The 15,555-nt window shown below is 61.3% G+C and carries 17 protein-coding genes and 1 pseudogene; all 18 read left to right on the plus strand.

Annotation, left to right across the window (positions count from 1 at the left end; translation table 11 throughout):
* Nucleotides 1–92: 92 nt before the first annotated feature.
* A pseudogene (locus QHC67_RS01150) lies at nt 93–1,007 on the plus strand (phage portal protein); the annotation flags it as partial.
* Nucleotides 979–1,605, plus strand: a complete 627-nt coding sequence (locus QHC67_RS01155) for an HK97 family phage prohead protease (protein ID WP_319290068.1) — start codon at nt 979–981, stop codon at nt 1,603–1,605. The pseudogene QHC67_RS01150 and the gene QHC67_RS01155, both read left to right, overlap by 29 nt.
* A gap of 93 nt (nt 1,606–1,698) precedes the next feature.
* Nucleotides 1,699–2,988, plus strand: coding sequence for a phage major capsid protein (locus QHC67_RS01160; protein ID WP_319290070.1), 1,290 nt, complete (start codon nt 1,699–1,701; stop codon nt 2,986–2,988).
* Between the two features lie 59 nt (nt 2,989–3,047).
* Complete coding sequence (locus QHC67_RS01165) at nt 3,048–3,365, plus strand: hypothetical protein (protein WP_319290072.1); 318 nt, start codon at nt 3,048–3,050, stop codon at nt 3,363–3,365.
* A gap of 2 nt (nt 3,366–3,367) precedes the next feature.
* Entirely contained in the window at nt 3,368–3,895 is a 528-nt protein-coding gene (locus QHC67_RS01170) for a head-tail connector protein (RefSeq protein WP_319290074.1), read from the plus strand.
* Nucleotides 3,896–3,899: 4 nt separating this feature from the next.
* Nucleotides 3,900–4,238, plus strand: a complete 339-nt coding sequence (locus tag QHC67_RS01175) for a phage head closure protein (protein ID WP_319290076.1) — start codon at nt 3,900–3,902, stop codon at nt 4,236–4,238.
* Nucleotides 4,238–4,711 (plus strand): HK97 gp10 family phage protein, encoded by a 474-nt coding sequence (locus tag QHC67_RS01180; protein WP_413818465.1) that lies wholly within the window; start codon nt 4,238–4,240, stop codon nt 4,709–4,711. The genes QHC67_RS01175 and QHC67_RS01180 overlap by 1 nt, the downstream gene beginning before the upstream one ends.
* Nucleotides 4,704–5,093, plus strand: coding sequence for a tail completion protein gp17 (locus QHC67_RS01185; RefSeq protein ID WP_319290080.1), 390 nt, complete (start codon nt 4,704–4,706; stop codon nt 5,091–5,093). Before QHC67_RS01180 ends, QHC67_RS01185 begins: the two co-directional genes overlap by 8 nt.
* A 41-nt stretch (nt 5,094–5,134) precedes the next feature.
* Entirely contained in the window at nt 5,135–5,566 is a 432-nt protein-coding gene (locus tag QHC67_RS01190; protein WP_319290083.1) for a phage tail tube protein, read from the plus strand.
* Nucleotides 5,566–5,988 carry a GTA-gp10 family protein gene (locus QHC67_RS01195; RefSeq protein ID WP_319290085.1) on the plus strand — a complete coding sequence of 141 codons (423 nt, stop codon included), beginning with the start codon at nt 5,566–5,568 and terminating at the stop codon, nt 5,986–5,988. The genes QHC67_RS01190 and QHC67_RS01195 overlap by 1 nt, the downstream gene beginning before the upstream one ends.
* 164 nt (nt 5,989–6,152) lie before the next feature.
* Nucleotides 6,153–9,194, plus strand: coding sequence for a phage tail length tape measure family protein (locus QHC67_RS01200; protein ID WP_319290087.1), 3,042 nt, complete (start codon nt 6,153–6,155; stop codon nt 9,192–9,194).
* 50 nt (nt 9,195–9,244) lie between these two features.
* A complete protein-coding gene (locus tag QHC67_RS01205; RefSeq protein ID WP_319290089.1) occupies nt 9,245–9,787 on the plus strand; it encodes a hypothetical protein in 543 nt (180 codons plus the stop codon).
* Nucleotides 9,788–9,863: 76 nt separating this feature from the next.
* A complete protein-coding gene (locus QHC67_RS01210; protein ID WP_319290091.1) occupies nt 9,864–10,472 on the plus strand; it encodes a hypothetical protein in 609 nt (202 codons plus the stop codon).
* Entirely contained in the window at nt 10,469–10,891 is a 423-nt protein-coding gene (locus tag QHC67_RS01215; RefSeq protein ID WP_319290093.1) for a DUF6950 family protein, read from the plus strand. The genes QHC67_RS01210 and QHC67_RS01215 overlap by 4 nt, the downstream gene beginning before the upstream one ends.
* Nucleotides 10,891–13,665, plus strand: a complete 2,775-nt coding sequence (locus QHC67_RS01220; protein ID WP_319290096.1) for a hypothetical protein — start codon at nt 10,891–10,893, stop codon at nt 13,663–13,665. Before QHC67_RS01215 ends, QHC67_RS01220 begins: the two co-directional genes overlap by 1 nt.
* 3 nt (nt 13,666–13,668) lie before the next feature.
* Nucleotides 13,669–13,827, plus strand: a complete 159-nt coding sequence (locus tag QHC67_RS01225) for a hypothetical protein (RefSeq protein WP_319290098.1) — start codon at nt 13,669–13,671, stop codon at nt 13,825–13,827.
* Nucleotides 13,824–14,264: a hypothetical protein gene (locus tag QHC67_RS01230; RefSeq protein WP_319290100.1), complete on the plus strand. Its 441-nt coding sequence runs from the start codon at nt 13,824–13,826 to the stop codon at nt 14,262–14,264. Before QHC67_RS01225 ends, QHC67_RS01230 begins: the two co-directional genes overlap by 4 nt.
* Nucleotides 14,224–15,519, plus strand: coding sequence for a hypothetical protein (locus tag QHC67_RS01235; protein WP_319290102.1), 1,296 nt, complete (start codon nt 14,224–14,226; stop codon nt 15,517–15,519). Before QHC67_RS01230 ends, QHC67_RS01235 begins: the two co-directional genes overlap by 41 nt.
* Nucleotides 15,520–15,555 lie beyond the last annotated feature (36 nt).

The following is a 15,555-nucleotide window of genomic DNA, read 5'->3' on the forward strand; positions in this document are numbered from 1 at the left end:
ATGCTTGATCATCTCGTCGGTCTCCTGTTGCGAGCTCTAATCGCTCAGGTGACCGGCGCAAAACCGTTACAAGTCCATGGCAGCAGGTTTTTACCGGCGGCCGCGGCGTTACCTGGATCGAGCGCGCCGGCAACAAGGCCGTCGCTCTCTGGCCCATGGATCCCTCGCGCACCTCGGTACGCCGTCAGAGCGGCCGGAAGATCTACCGCTTCGACAACAAGGAATATCCGGCGGCCGACGTAATAGACGTCACATACATGTTAAAGCCAAACCAGCTGGATGCCTATGGGCCGATCGCAAAGGGCAAGAAGGCAATTGGTCTGGCTATAGCCATGGCCGATTTTGCCGGCACATTTTTCGCCGGCGGCGGCGTGCCACCGCTAGCGCTGGAAGGACCAATGCCGCAGGGACTCGACGCTTTCAAGCGCGCCCAGAGCGACATCCAACGTGCTATCGACATGGCGAAGAAGGCGGGAACGCCATTCTTCGGAATGCCGCCGGGGCACGCACTGAAGCAAATCGGCTTCGACCCTGCAAAGGGTCAGATGACGGAGGCGCGGCTTTTTCAGCTTCAGGAGATTGGCCGCCTGTACGGTCTTCCGCCCGTTTTCCTTCAGGATCTAAGCACCGGAACGCTCAGCAACACCGAGCAGCAAGATCTTCACCTGGTGAAACACAATATCGGGCAGCATGCCAAGGGCTTCGAAGACGAGCTCAACCTGAAATTGTTCGGCCAGCGCCGGCGCAGCCAACAGGTAAAACATAATCTCGACGGCCTGCAGCGTGGCGACTTCAAGAGCCGCACGGAGGGTCTCGCCCGTGGCATCCAAACGGGCCAGATCACGCCCAACGAGGCCCGGGCACTCGAAAATCGTCCACCCAAGCCGAAAGGCGACGTCCTCTATATCCAGGGCGCGACGGTACCGCTGGGGACGCAGCCGATCCTGAAGCCCGACAAGAACGATGGAGATACTGGCGATGCCGGCGACAAAACCACCGAAGAGTGATGGGCGCGAGACGCGTGCGGTGTCGCTTGGGCTCGAGGTGCGCGCTGCCGCAGTCGATGGCGATGCTCGCACCGCAAGTGGCTATGCGGCGTTGTTCAACAGCGAGACCGATATCGGCGGTTACTGGCGTGAAACTATCGCGCCAGGTGCTTTCACGAAGTCGCTCGCCGAGCGCGACGTGGTCGCACTGCATAGCCATGACAGCGGCCGCGTGGTCGGCCGGAAAGATGCCGGTACATTGACGCTCCGTGAGGACAGCAAGGGCCTCGCCTTCGAAAATGAGTTGCCCGATACCAGCGACGGGCGAGATCTGGCCGTGCAGATCGATCGCGGCGATATCCCCGGCATGTCGTTCGGCTTCGTGACGCGCAAGCAGGAATGGGATGAGACGGTAGACCCGCCACACCGCACTATCATCGAGGCGGATCTTTACGAGATCACTTACACAGCGTTCCCTGCCTATCCCGACACCACGGTCGGCCTGCGCTCGCTGGAGCACGTGCGCAACGAGCGGGACGGGACATGCAACGCCTGCCTCGTGACGCGCAACGCGCAGCGCCGCGCACGCCTGGAGCAGATCGAGCGCAATATCCGCTGAAATCCCGGCCTAGCCGGACCTGGCTCGGAGCATCCCGCTTCTCGCCTTTTGCTGCCCGCCACTGGCGGGCTTTTTCATGTCCAGGAGTATGACATGCCCACATTGACCGAACTGCAGGAGAAGCGGGGCACCCTGGTTACCCAGGCCCGCGACGCTCTTAACGCCATCACCGCCAACACTGACGAAAGCCGCACGGCCGAGCTGGAGCAGCGCCATGACACGATCATGGGCGAATTCGACAAGCTCGAGAAGGACATTGTTCGCGAAGAGCGCCTCGCCAAGATCGAAAAGGACGAGGAAGAGCGGCGCGCCAAGAATCGTCCGATCGGTCCGGACGGCGAAACGCGCGGCCAGGATCCCGGGGGCAACGGCGGTGGCAATGGCAACGAGGGTGCAGCAGCGGAATATCGCTCTGCCTTCGACGCATTCTGTCGTTCCGGTTGCGATGTCTCCGCCCTCGATGCCGAACAGCGCCAGCTGCTGCGCCGCGGCTATGACGCAGAAATTCGTACCCAGGTCGCGGGCACTGCCGCTGCCGGCGGCTACACCGTGCCGGTCGAGCTGGCTCGCGAGATCATCAAGTCGATGAAGGACTGGGGCCCGATGTACGATGGCAACATCGTACGCGAAATCGTCACCGGTTCCGGCAACGAATTCGACATCCCGACGAACGATGACACGGCGGGTTCGGCATCCTCGCTCGCGGAAGGTGCCGACGTCACCGACGACAACAGCGGTGACCTGACGTTTGGGCAGAAGCGCCTCGATGCATACGTCGATGCGACGCCTTGGGTAAAGATCAGCTTCGAGCTGATGCAGGACTCGGTCTTCAATCTCGAGGAATTCCTCGCTGAAGCCTTGGGCGAACGCCTCGGCCGACGCGCGAACTTGCGTCTCACGACCGGGACTGGCGCGAGCCAGCCCAACGGCATCGCCACCGCATCCAGCTTGGGTGTGACCGCAGCGAGCGCCACGGCGATCGCGGCTGACGAAATGTTCAACCTGCAACACTCGGTCAACGCCGCCTATCGCCGCAGCCCAAAGTGCCGCTGGATGTTCGCCGACACGACCCTGTTGGCACTGCGCAAACTGAAGGATGGTCAGGGCAATTTCCTGTGGCAGATGGGCGATATCCGCATCGGCGCGCCAGCAGTGCTGCTCGATAAGCCTTATTCAATCAACGATGACCTTGCAGCGATCGCAACTGGTGCTCGCGCCGTGCTCTTTGGCGACTTCGGCCGCTATTGGGTTCGCAAGGTGGGTAGCCCGCTCATTGGGACGGTCCGGGAGCGCTTCTGGCCAAAGATCGGCCTCGCTGGCCTGATCCGGTACGACGGCGAGCTCATGGACTCCGCCGCCATCAAGCATCTGAAGCTGGCGTAAACGATATCAGGGGGCGGGCGTCGGCTCGCCTCCCGGTTTCTTCAATGGGAGTTCTCAGCATGTCGAATCGACCAGCGCGCGCCCGCGCTCCTTCAGCTGCGCCTGCTCACCCGGCAGTCACTCCCGCAGAGGCACCGCTCGCGCAACAGCCGGCACCGTCTGCCCCCGTGGATGGCCCGAAGTATGCACCCGAAAAGGCGATGCAGGGTTGCGCCTGGTTACTGATGAAAACCGGGCTGACAGGGCCAGAAATCTGCCTGTCCAACGGCGACAAGCACCTGTTCGATGCCACGCCGGGGCCGGAAGGCGAGCCATCTGAGGCGCAGCGCCTCGTGGATGCTGGGTTCGCCGAATATTGCGACGCCCCGGAGGCATAAAGATGCTCAGCGAGCCTGTCACAGTTACTGCCCCCGTCGCGGCCGTGATGAATCTTGAGACAGTGAAGTTGTTCGTCCGCGTCGACGGCTCCGAGCTCGATGCCGAGATCCAGGCATACATGGATGCGGCCGTGGCGGATATTGAGCGGCTCACCAGCACACGCTTGGGCAATCAGGTCGTAGAGGTCCGTGCCGATTCCTTCGATGATCTTATGCACCTTCAGGTGGGGCCGGTGTCGTCGGTCGTTTCGATCAACTATGACGATATCGCGGGATCGCCGCAAATCGTCGCCGCGAACACCTATGAGCTCTTCGGGGCCGGGTTAGAGCGCGGTATTCGGCCGCGCTTCGGCGCTGCTTGGCCAAGTGCCCGTAATGCCCGCGGCGCAATCTCGGTGCAGCTGCAGGTCGGATACGCGACGTTGCCGGCGTCGATCGGGCTGGCGCTGCTGTTGGCGATCCGCGGTCGCTTCGACGGGAGCGCTGTCGATCTGCCAATGCTGCTTATCAACGACCGGATCTGGGGCTAAGCACATGAAGCCGCTCGCCAGCGAAGAGCTTCGCCTTCGTGTCCGGATTGAAGCAGAGACGCGTGGGCCCAATGGACGGGGAGGCTTTACGACCGCCTGGACGCCGCTGGTCGCCGTCTGGGCCAAGAAGGTTCCCCTTCGAGGCGATGAAATTACGCGCGAAAGCATTGTTCGCTCAGTTTCCACGGCGCGCTTCATCATCCGGTACCGGGCCGACGTCTCGCCCCTTCATCGGATTGTAGAGCTGCGCAGCGGGAGGATCTGGAACATCCGCAGTTCCGACGATCCTTACGGCAATCGAGATCGCCTGGAGCTTACCGCTGAGACGGGCGTGCCCACCTGATGGCGCGTCGGCGGAAGCTGGAAGGGACAGACACGATAAAGCGCCTGTTTCGCAACTTGCCGGATGCCGCCCGCTCCGAAATGGCCGAGGTGCTGGAAGATGGCAGCGCCGATATTCAGAAGGCGGTTTTGCGCGAGACGCCACGCCGTAAAGGTGCGCTGCAGAATGCGATCCGCACCAAGGTCCTAAAGCAGACACTTTCCGCCAAGATCGGCATCATCGGTCCGCCGGCAGAACGCCGCAGCGTGTTCTACGGCCGCATCCTTGATCTCGGCCGGCGCGCGCAGGTCGTAAAAGCGGTGCGTCGGGCACCAAGCGGCAAAGTCTCCCGCTACCTCATGAGGGTGCGGGGGATCGCCGCGAAGCGCTTCATCAGCGGCCCGCGCACGGACGCACGTGCGCTTATAGCAAATCGTCTTCGTGGCGTGTGGGACCGCATTCTGAAGCGGTTGTCGGGGGGCAACGATGGTTAGCGCGTCCGACGCGGTCGAAAAGGCCAGCTACGCCACGCTCAGCGCCGGCGGTGACATTGGGGCTCCGGTTTTCCAGCATGTGCCGGAAGACACAGATCCGCCCGTGATCATCATCGGCGATATCGAAGCGACGCCGATCGGCGGGAAGGATGATCCTGACAGGCGCGTAGCGTTGACGGTCATCACCGTCACCGAGGCGGAAGAGCGAAAGCCGCTCCTGGACTTGATGAATGCAGTCGAGACCAGGCTCGACGGCGCGCGCCTTCAGGAAAACGGCTGGAAGCTCAGCTTCACGTTCGTCGGCTCGAGTGCAGTGCTGACGCCTGAGGGCGACGGCTACGTCGGCGAAAGCCGCTTTGAAATTCTGGCGTTCGCCGCCTGACCGCCCCGCACGGTTGCGGGATATACACATAGGAGTGAAAAATGACCAAGCTACTTGGTAACGACTATCGGCTGTGGATCGAGAGCGCTGTCGCCGGCACGTACAACGAGATCAAGGGTGGCACGTCCACCAAGGTCAACAGGCAAGCACAGACCATCGATACGTCAACGAAGGACGACTTTCCTTATGGCACCCAGGCACCGGGGCTGAAGTCGCTCACCCTGGATTCGGAGAACTACCCTAACCTGCCTGATGCGACCGGATATGGCCGCCTTGAGACCGTATCTAAGGGAACTGTGCCTGTCGGGTTCCAGATTCGGAAGGGCGGCTCAGCCGGCGACACTGACGACGTCGTGTTTGAAGCGTCGATGTATGTCGGCAATTTCGATACCGACTTCGGCAAGAACGACGTTGTGAAGAGCACCTTCCAGCTCAGCTTGGCAGCGGCTCCCACGATCGACGAGTTGAAGTGATGGAGTTCGAAGCGGCCCGCGCGCCGGAACAGGCGCGCGGAGAACTTTCGCTACGCATCGATGGCGGCGAGATGGGCCTCCGACCGAGCTTCGAGGCGATCACCGCCTTCGAGCGTGAGACGGGCAAAGGATTGCTTCTGCTCGCGCGTGAGGCGCTGTCCGGCTCCTTGACCCTGGGCGAGACTGCGCAGATTGCATGCCAATGCATTCGCGCTTGGGGCCGTGACACCGGCAGCATCGGCGCGAAGGGCGCTCGAGCGGATCGTATCGCTGAGCTGATTCTCGAAAGCGATGGCGGCATCCGCGAAGCGCTCGCCACCGTTGCTGGCCTGCTCTCGCTCGCTGCAACCGGGGGATATTCCGCCAAGGGGGAAGCGAAGGCGGCGACGATGGAGACGGGGACGCCTCCCGACGCCGCCTGACCGGCCTCGCCAATGCTGCATTGGGCTGGCGCCCAGCAGAGTGGTGGGCAAGCACCCCGCATGAGTTCTGGACCGCCTTCGAAGTGTGGGAAGAACTGAACTGCAGCCAAGAAAACTGACGCCGCCCGCGCAAGCTCGCGGCGTCGTTCGTTCGGGAGCACCGTGTGGCAGATGACGTAAAGAGCCTGCTGATCCGCGTGGATGCCACGACGGAGCTTCTCCGTGGCCAGATGAAACAGGCCGAGGTAGCGGTCGGCGACTTCGACCAGGCCGTAGAGCAGAAGCTCAACAAGCTGGAGCAGCGCTTTTCAGGTCTGAACACTGGAAACCTCACCAACTCGCTGAAATCAGTCGAGAAGGAATTTCAGGCCAGCTTCACCACGATCCAGAAGATCGCAGCACAGGCGATTGAAGGACCACGGCTGAAAAGCGGCGATATCGATCTTGGCGCCGGCGCGGCCAGAGTAGCTGCCGAAAATGCGCGGAAGCAGGCGGCAGCTATCGGTCTGGTGGCAGATGCTGCGAAACGTGCCGCAGGATCCGAAAGCGAGCTCACGCGCGAAAACCAGATCTTCATTCAGGCGGCCGAGGCAGCGCGGACCAAGGCAAACCTGCACGCCGCAGCATTGGAAAAGGACGCCGGCGCATTGGAGCGCCTTCAGATCGAGCTTCGCGCCGCCGGTAATGCTCAGCAAGTCCTCGACGGCCATCAGCGCAACGGCATCGTCGTCAGCGGCCAGCAGCGTGCGGCGTTCCAGCAACTTAGTTACCAGGCTAACGACGTCGCGGTAGGGTTTGCAGCCGGGACGCCGGCAATGATCATATTTGCCCAGCAGTCTGGACAGGTTATCCAGGCGCTCGGCCTCATGACCGACGGAGCCAAAGGGTTCCTTGGCTTCCTGGGCGGCCCATGGGGGCTTGGGATCACGACGGCACTGGTAGTGTTGACGCCGTTCGTTGGCAAATTGCTGGAAGGCAACGATGCCCTTGGCAAGGCGGTTGAAAAGCTCAGGGAGGATGGCCGTGAGGCCGAAATCAGCCGCCAGGCGCATGCTGCGTTCACGAGGACCCTGGAAGGCCAGATTGCCGCGCAGCGCGAACTGAACAAGGAACTAGCGGAAGGGATTAAGAGCCAGCGTCAGCTCGCGCGAGAAAAGCTGGACTCTTCACGGTCCGCGCTGAAAGCTGAAGAAACCAGCAAGAATGCGCTCGAGCGTGAGCTCGCCACGGCGCGTGAGCGGGCGAAAAAGGCGGAAGATCGCGTCCGCAACCCTAGCGCGCTCGATGATCCCGAAGGCGCTCAGGCGAACCTCTACGCGGCTCAGGAGGCTGCCCGACGTGTCGCCGCGCTGGAGAGCCGTCTCAAGAAGATCAATGCTGATATCGCGGCAACACGCCAGGGCATACGCGATGCTCAGATCCCGATCGCCATCGATGCCGCGCAAGCCGCTGTGGATCCGATTGCCGCGGTAAATAAGAAATACGATGAGATGGTCGATAGGGCGAAGGCCGCGGCCAGCGCCAATGATCGGCTTACCGCCAGCCTCACCAAGACGCTGACTACGATCGAGCAGCAGCGCAAGGCCGCGCTGAAGAAGGTACAGGACGAAAAGTCAGCGGAACGTCATAGCGAGAGCGACAGGCGCAACGGCCGGTTGACAGCGAACGACGTCGGCGGCCTTCTCAAGGGCGAATTCGGCGGCACCATCACGTCGACGACCGGCGGAAAGCATGTTCCTGGTTCCTACCACTACAAGGGCGAAGCGGTAGACTTCGTGCCCAAGGGCGGCATGGGCTCCACCTCGAAGGCCGACGTCCGCAAGTTCCTTGAAGGGCAGGGCATAACCCTGAAGGAGCTACTCGGCCCGGGCGACAAAGATCACAACGACCACTTCCATGTTGCGTTCGGCAGGAGCAAGGCGAGCCCCGAGTCACTGGCCAAGCGTCAGGAAACTGCTCGGCAGCAGGTCCTGGCTGACGACGTCTCCTTCACTGAGGCAGAACGCCAAGCCCGTCATAAGCTCCTCGATGCCACTGCGCGCACGACCGCGAGCGAGACCGCGCGCGATGCGTTGATCCGCGAGGACATCGACGCGGAGGCGGATGCGCAAAAGACCAAGATCGGGCTTCAGCAGGCGCAGGGGAAAATTACCCAAGCCGAGGCAGATCATCTTCTCGACCTAAACGAACGCACCCGTGCTCAACGCCTGCAGAATGTCCAGGTCGAGCGGCAGTCCCAGACCATTGCCGACCAGGCGCAAGCACAGGACCGCAGCCTAACGGCCGATATCGCGCTTCTGCAGATTCAGCAGGATCTGGCCAAGACGACGGCCGAGCGCCGCCGCCTGGCGGAACAGATCCTCGCGAAGGAACAGGAGCAAGCTCGGCTCCGCCTTCAGCAGGTCCTAGACGATCCGAAGTCGAGCGATGGTGCTAAGGGACAGGCGCGCACTGACCTAGCCGCACGGCCTGCCATTGAGGCGGGCCAGCGGGCGCAAGTTGACCAGCAGAATGAAGGCCCGCTCGAAAGGTATAGACGCGAAATCGCTGACGTCGCCAACAATCTGGACGACAGCATAGCCGAGATCAAAGTTCGTGGACTGGAAAGCCTGACTGACGGGCTCACTGACGCAATCCTTCACGCCAAATCGTTTGGCGATGTTTTCAAGAACGTTGCACAACAGATTATAGGCGACCTGATCCGCATTGCCATCCAGCAGACGATCGTAAATGCGCTGGCAAAGTCCCTGGGCAGCATCTTCGGCGGAATCGGTGGCGGCGTTGGTGGCGGCGGTGGCGATATCGTCATGGGCGGTGCCTTTACCAAATTCGCCGGCGCCAGGGCAGGGGGCGGTCCGGTCGCCAGCGGCAAGACCTATCTGGTCGGGGAAAACGGCCCGGAGCTCTTCACCGCGCCGGGGAATGGAAACATCATTCCCAATCATGATCTTGCCGCTTTGCGCAGCGGCAATTTTCGCGCTCCTTCCGCCTCGCGCGCAACAGCCGCTGCAGCTGCTGCCACTCAGGGCGGTGGGGTGGTCAGGATCGAGATAGGCGAGGGCGGGCTGTTCGAGGCGCGTGTCACCGGGATCTCCGGCAGAGTTTCCGCGCAAGTGATGTCCACGACCGCGCCCGCCTTAATCGGCGCAGCGGCGAACAAGGCCGACGCAGGCGCTGCACGTAGGGCACGAGGGACAATACGTTAGTGGCATCGATCATACTGCCGGCGTCGCCCGGTGTCCGCAACGCGAAGCCGATGCAGCTTTCGTTCGGCGGGATCCTGACGCCTTTTCTCGGCGGTCCTACACAGCGGATCAACCGGCTCGGCACGCGTTGGGCAATGCGCTTTTCTATGCCGCCGATGGCGGCAGAACTTGCGCGTCGTTGGGTGGCGGCACTCGCACAGGGCGTTGACCGCGGCGCCGTGATGGCGATTCCGCAGGACATTGATGTCGGGGATCCGGGAGCACCGCTGCTATCGGCGAGTGTGACGGCGGGAACGACGCTGCCCCTGAAGGGGATGTCGGCAGGATATGGGGTTAAGGCCGGGCAGTACCTGTCCATAATCCACTCTGGGCAGCGCTACGTCCATATCTTCGGGGCCGACGCCAACGTGAGCGCTGGCGGCACCATCAATGCGAGCGTGTGGCCGATGATCCGGACAGGACTGTTTGTTAACGACGTGGTGGAAATCGCCGCGCCCAAGATCGAGGGCTGGCTCGACGCTCAGTTCGAATACGACATTCTTCAGCTGCCTTACGTGCAGCTGCCGGACTTCACGATCACCGAACGCGCCTGAGGGCACGATCACAATCGAATGCTGATGGGGCGGCCTGCGGGTCGCCTTTTTGTTGGGGGTTCCCTTGGACGCAACCTTGAAAGCCGCACTGGCCCAACCGGCTCCGTGGATGTTCGGCGCCGTGAAGATCGAATTTCCCGGCTACACCCTCCGTCTGCTGGATGGATCCGCGCAGCTGAATTTTGGCGGCGAAACCTATATCGGCATAGATCCCACCTTCGGCACGATCGATTCAATCTCCGAGATCGAGGAAGAGCTTGGCGATAGTGCGCCTGAGATCACGCTCAGCCTTTTTCCGCCCGATCTGAGCGCCACCGCCGCACTGTCGCATCCCGACATGCAGGGATCCACAGTCAACCTCATGCTTGGGGCGGTCGATCCGATATCCGGATCGGTCCTGGGCACACCGGAGCCGATGTTCCTGGGGGAGATCGATGTCCCGACGGTGACACTCGAAGAGAGCGGTCAGCGATCAGTGAGCTATAGCATCGTCAGCGTGTTCGAGCGCCTATTCGAGACCGAGGAAGGCCAGCGCGCATCCAACGGCTATCACCAGTCGATTTTCCCTGGTGAGCTCGGCCTGGACTTCATGACCGGCACCGACGTCAATCTCTATTGGGGATCCAAGCCGCCCGCGGCGAGCAAACCGTCCACTTCTGCTGTCCTCAAGCAGATCTTCCGATGAAGACGCCGCTCGAGCGCCGCCATGCCGCCATCGAGGCGACGATGGCGAAATATCGCGACCGGCCTTTCGCTTGGGGAAAGGTGGATTGTGCCCGGGTCGGCGCATTTCACCTCAAGCAGCTTGGTCACAAAATCAGCATCTCGAGAGGGGGCAGCTACACCAGCGCTCTTGGCGCGCAGCGGGCCATCAAGAAGTTCGGCGTCACCACCTTGCCCGAACTGATCGAAAGCCTGGGCCTTACCGAAATTCCCTATTCGCGCATGTTGCTTGGGGACCTGGCTCAGATCGAGGGCGATAGCCCGATCGGCACGATCGGCATCTACACGAGCAATGGTAACCTATTCGGTTTCCATCAGGACCACCCCGGCTTGGTGACTCTGCAGCCGCATAATATCTTGCGCGCTTGGTCGGTGCTATAATGGCGAAGGCCCTGAGAACCGCCGCACTCGTTGTCGGCGCCGTAGCTCTCGTTGCCACCGGCATCGGGGCCGCAGCTGGCGCAGGTCTACTTGGCACCGCGGCTGCCAGCGCGGGCGGAACGGTGCTCGGAATGTCAGTGGCCACTATATCCACGATCGGCACGTTCGCGTCCTTGGGAGCGGCCGCGCTCAGCCTAGGGGCGGCACTCGCCACCCCCAAGCCTGGCATCGGCGGTAATGCCACCACGTTCGCCACCAATCCGCAGTCAGGGCTTCCTTACGCGATGGGGCGGACCAGGATGTCCGGGCTGCGCATATTTGCCAAGACGAACACATCGCCGGGATACACAAAGTTCGACGACCTGCTCTGGTTCGGTGCGCTGCTGTCGATTGGCGGCCAGATCGAGGGCATCGAGAAATTCACGGTCGATAACGAGGTTGTAACGTTCAACGGCTCCGGTCATGCCGTGGGCCGCTTTGCGAATTATATGTCGCAGAAGGTCCACCTGGGCGGCCCACAGGCGAGTGGCCTCAACGTAAGCCTCAACGGAGGCACAGCGCCCGGCTGGACCGCAGCGCACCGTCTGTCCGGCATGACCCACGCCATGTGGGGCCTACGTTTCAACAAACAGGGCGAGCTATTCGGTGCAGGGCCTCCAGAACCGGCGTGGGTCGGGAAGTGGGTCAAGGTTTACGACCCCCGGCTGGACAGCACCCATCCTGGCGGGAGCGGATCATGCCGCCCATTGGTGGAGAGCAGCTATGTTTGGAGCCAGAACCCTGGCCTTCATGCCTTAACCTGGGCACTTGGCCGATGGGAGAACGGCAAGCGCACCTGTGGGATAGGCGCGCCCATTGCTAACGTCCGCGTCCATGAATTTGTAGAATGCGCGAACGTCTGCGACGCCAATGGCTGGAAGGTCGGAGGTGTCGAGTGGACCACCGATAGCAAGTGGGACACTTTCAAGAGGATCCTGCAGGCTGGCGGCGCGGTACCAACGAAGACCGGCGCGATGATCGGTTGCCTGGTCAGCATGCCCCGTACGGCGATCGCGACGATCGAAACACACCATCTCCTTGACCAATTCCGCTTCCCTTCGACCAAGAGCCGGCGCGACCGGATAAACACGGTCATCCCCCGTTATATCGACGAGGCAAGCGACTGGGCGACGATCAGCGGGTCGGCAATCTCGGTATCGCAGTTCATCACAGCTGATCGTGGACAACGCACAAAGGAAGTCGATTTCCCGCTCGTCCAGGTGTTTGAAGGTGAGGTTGCGACACAGCCGGGCCAGCTCGCCGCCTATGTGATCGTCAACAGTCGGGAGGCCGGTCCCTTCACATGGACTACCGGCCCGGAGTTTGCCGGGTTGAAGACGGGCGATGTGGTCTATCTGAACGTGCCCACTGAGGGGCTGGTGAATCAGCCAGTTCTCATCACTAGGCGTGCGCCGGATCCAGCTTCCGGGAAGGTAAGCTTTGCAGGCGAAACAGAGACATACTCGAAGCACGCATACGCGCTAGGGCAAAGCACGACACCGCCATCGCCGTTTTCGCTGACGGCGCCCGACCTTAAGCCTACCGCCCCCTTGCAAACCAGCTGGACCGTTTCGGGCGTCACTTCGGGGGAAGGTTTCCCGGCGCTTGTGGTATTAGGCACGAGCGAAATGCCTTCAGCCGATGCAGTAATCATCGATTACCGCAAATCCGGCGTGGAGACGTGGACCAATTCCGCAATCCTCTCGGCCATAGAGCCGGTCAGGCATGTCATTTCGCCCTTGGAGAGCGAGACCGCTTACGACGTGCGAATTAGCTACCGGGTAGGCACCATCGACGGAAATGCCACGCTTTTTGCCAACGTCATCACTGGCCGCGGCAAAATCACGGTTATCGAGGGGCAGCTGACCGACCTGCATGACGGGGCGCAGGAAGTTGTCGACGGCATGATCCGCAACTCGCTGACTATCGCAGAGGAGGCGTTGCGCGACGGCACCTGGCGTGCGCAGGCGGACGATATCCTGAAGCTTCCAGGAGGCGCGACGCTGCGGCAGCTGGTCGAGCAGCTGGGCGTCACCGTGGGCGGCGTGACTACCTTTGTCGATTTCCTCCGTTCCGTCGATACCGATGGCAACGCGGTGTGGGCACTGACCGCTCAGAACAGCAACGGCAAAGTGACAGGGGTTCGCAACCTTCTGACCGGCGAGGGACTCGGAACGCTTCAAATGGCGGCCGATACTTTGGAGATCGTCGACCCCGATGGTGGCAACGCGCGCTTCATTCTGCGCTACGGTCTCGATAACCGTCTCATCCTGAGCGATGTCTACGTCGAGAATCTGGAATTCGGATCGGTTACGACCGACAGTATCGCGTTCAACTCGGTTAATTACCCCTATTGGGTGTCGCTTCCAAGCGATGTGCCGATGACGAAGACCGTGGACAACTTCCCTCTCACCCTGAGCGTTCCTGGTGTAGCGGCTGGCGAGCTACTGAAAGTCGTTGGGGCGTTTTCGCTGTTCACGACCAACGATCTTACCGGCAATATCATAGTGCAGCACATTCCGCCCGGCGGCTCGGCCTATGACCTCAGGCGGCAACCCATGCAGCTAAACAGCGACCGCGACACGGCTTCCTCCCTGACGCTTCCAGTGGTCGCGCGCGTAATCGCCGCGCAGGCCGGAACTCACACCTTCAAGCTGGGATACAATCCGACTGGGGTGGGGACGTTTACAGCCAAGGCCGGCACAGAAATCGAAGTAACGCGGCAGCGGAGATAGGCAATGATCCAGGCAATCATCAGATATGCTGACGGCACGGACAAGGGCCGGTACTCCGTCGTGACCGTTGCCGACCTGGAAGCGCAGATCGACCACGAGGCGGGAGAAACCTACGAGATCGAAGTGGTCACGCCCAACGACCCGCAGGGGCCAGTCGCATGAGCTATTCACCCGACCAACTAGCCGATCTGATCGCCGAAATGGTGGGAAAGCTAGACACGGTAATTGATAGTGGATTGCTGGGGGCCACCTACGACATCGCTTTCAGGTTCATGAGCTCGCCCGATCCCAGCGAGGTTGTGGACTTCTGCGTCGTGGCGACCGCGTTCACGCTCAAAGCGGGGATGCCTGGATCGGTGGGCTTCGTCCATACCGTCCCGGTGGCCAATTATGTCCTGACATTGCGGGTAGGCGGTTCATTGTCACCCACGACCGGGACGGCGGTGGGCACTGTCACCATATCGCCTGCGGGCGTGTTCACCTTCGCCACGGCCGGGAGCGGCGACACCATCATACCCGCAGGCTCGCTCATCAAATTGGTTGCACCCGCTACCATCGATGTCGGGATTTCCGGCCTCGCCTTCACTATTAAGGCGTGACCCGATGCCCGCGATGAGAATGCTCGGGCCTCCGAGGCAGCAGTTGCGAAGAACCTACACCATTGCAGGACAGGAATTCCTCGTCCTCACCGGCAACCGGGTGAACACGCGAGAGACCATTTACGACGGTCGTCCCAAAAAGCCATATAACGTCCAGTACGCCCGCTATCTCGGGGAACCCGGATGGGTGCAGTTCGAGGTACGCCCCGGCGACCGCCCTTATGGCGATAGCCTATTGGTAAATCGCATCGGGCTCGACGGCTGGATCGACCCGATGCCGAATGGGGACCGGATATTCCATACAAAGTTTCAGGTCGTCTTCTTGTCCGGTTGCGCGGCTGTCGATTCATCTAACTGGTTGAACTTCTTCGAATTACACGCCTTCAAACTACCGGGCACGCACGAGTTTGAGGGGTCCGGCCCCCTTCGCCTCAGTTATGAATGGAATATCAGCGGCTCCCGGCCGATTTTCCGGGTCTACAATCAGGTCCAGACGTATGACGCAAACGGTCTCGCGACCGGCGGCGTGCAGGAAATCGTGTTCCAGTCCTCCACTCTCGTAAATCCCGCCCACGCGATTGTCGAAGGGGTGAAGTACGAGTTTGAGATCGACGTATATACTCATGAAACGAACGGGTATCTTCACGTCAGGAAAGACGGCGACCTCATCGTCAACATCAATAATCAGCATGTCGGCTATGGTATTGAGAGGCGGCAATATCCCCTATGGCGGATATACCGGGCCAACCGTGACAACATCGCCAAGATGCTTCTGAATATCCAAGAGGTCACCTACCCCAAGGTTCCCGATATGCCCGGCATCACGCGCGGACCGGAAATGATTAGGGACGGTATGTTCAACATCAACTCCGGTGCATGGACGGATGTCGACAGCGACCCAGGTTGCTCAATGCAATGGGAGAGCGACGCTGCCGGGGGCGGCTTGATGCGCGCGCAGACGGGCGGCGTGGCAGGCATTACCAACACCCGGTTCAAGCGGCGGCTGGATATTCTAGAGATCGGCGAAAGATACGAACTCAAGCACAGGGGCACCTTCGGGCTGGGGGCTGGCCGTACCGATGGCGGCTATTTCGGGACGGCAAATCGGTATCTGGAACCCAAATTCAACGTTGATGGGAGCGAGATCACGCGCCAGTTCGTCGCGACTTCGGAGACCCTGTTCTTAGGCTGCACGAACAGCACCAACGGGGCGACGCTCGACAGCGTGTCTCTAAAGCGAGTCATCGCACCCTAGAAACCTCATCGACACCGGTACCGAAAACACCGAGCG

This window comes from Sphingobium sp. (assembly GCF_033795625.1).
Classification (GTDB): Bacteria; Pseudomonadota; Alphaproteobacteria; order Sphingomonadales; family Sphingomonadaceae; genus Sphingobium.

Bases quoted from the DNA above. Each gene is read 5' to 3' on its own strand.
- QHC67_RS01155 (WP_319290068.1), top strand. From the start codon at position 979: ATGCCGGCGACAAAACCACCGAAGAGTGATGGGCGCGAGACGCGTGCG.
- QHC67_RS01160 (WP_319290070.1), top strand. From the start codon at position 1,699: ATGCCCACATTGACCGAACTGCAGGAGAAGCGGGGCACCCTGGTTACC.
- QHC67_RS01165 (WP_319290072.1), top strand. From the start codon at position 3,048: ATGTCGAATCGACCAGCGCGCGCCCGCGCTCCTTCAGCTGCGCCTGCT.
- QHC67_RS01170 (WP_319290074.1), top strand. From the start codon at position 3,368: ATGCTCAGCGAGCCTGTCACAGTTACTGCCCCCGTCGCGGCCGTGATG.
- QHC67_RS01175 (WP_319290076.1), top strand. From the start codon at position 3,900: ATGAAGCCGCTCGCCAGCGAAGAGCTTCGCCTTCGTGTCCGGATTGAA.
- QHC67_RS01180 (WP_413818465.1), top strand. From the start codon at position 4,238: ATGGCGCGTCGGCGGAAGCTGGAAGGGACAGACACGATAAAGCGCCTG.
- QHC67_RS01185 (WP_319290080.1), top strand. From the start codon at position 4,704: ATGGTTAGCGCGTCCGACGCGGTCGAAAAGGCCAGCTACGCCACGCTC.
- QHC67_RS01190 (WP_319290083.1), top strand. From the start codon at position 5,135: ATGACCAAGCTACTTGGTAACGACTATCGGCTGTGGATCGAGAGCGCT.
- QHC67_RS01195 (WP_319290085.1), top strand. From the start codon at position 5,566: ATGGAGTTCGAAGCGGCCCGCGCGCCGGAACAGGCGCGCGGAGAACTT.
- QHC67_RS01205 (WP_319290089.1), top strand. From the start codon at position 9,245: ATGCAGCTTTCGTTCGGCGGGATCCTGACGCCTTTTCTCGGCGGTCCT.
- QHC67_RS01215 (WP_319290093.1), top strand. From the start codon at position 10,469: ATGAAGACGCCGCTCGAGCGCCGCCATGCCGCCATCGAGGCGACGATG.
- QHC67_RS01220 (WP_319290096.1), top strand. From the start codon at position 10,891: ATGGCGAAGGCCCTGAGAACCGCCGCACTCGTTGTCGGCGCCGTAGCT.
- QHC67_RS01225 (WP_319290098.1), top strand. From the start codon at position 13,669: ATGATCCAGGCAATCATCAGATATGCTGACGGCACGGACAAGGGCCGG.
- QHC67_RS01230 (WP_319290100.1), top strand. From the start codon at position 13,824: ATGAGCTATTCACCCGACCAACTAGCCGATCTGATCGCCGAAATGGTG.
- QHC67_RS01235 (WP_319290102.1), top strand. From the start codon at position 14,224: ATGTCGGGATTTCCGGCCTCGCCTTCACTATTAAGGCGTGACCCGATG.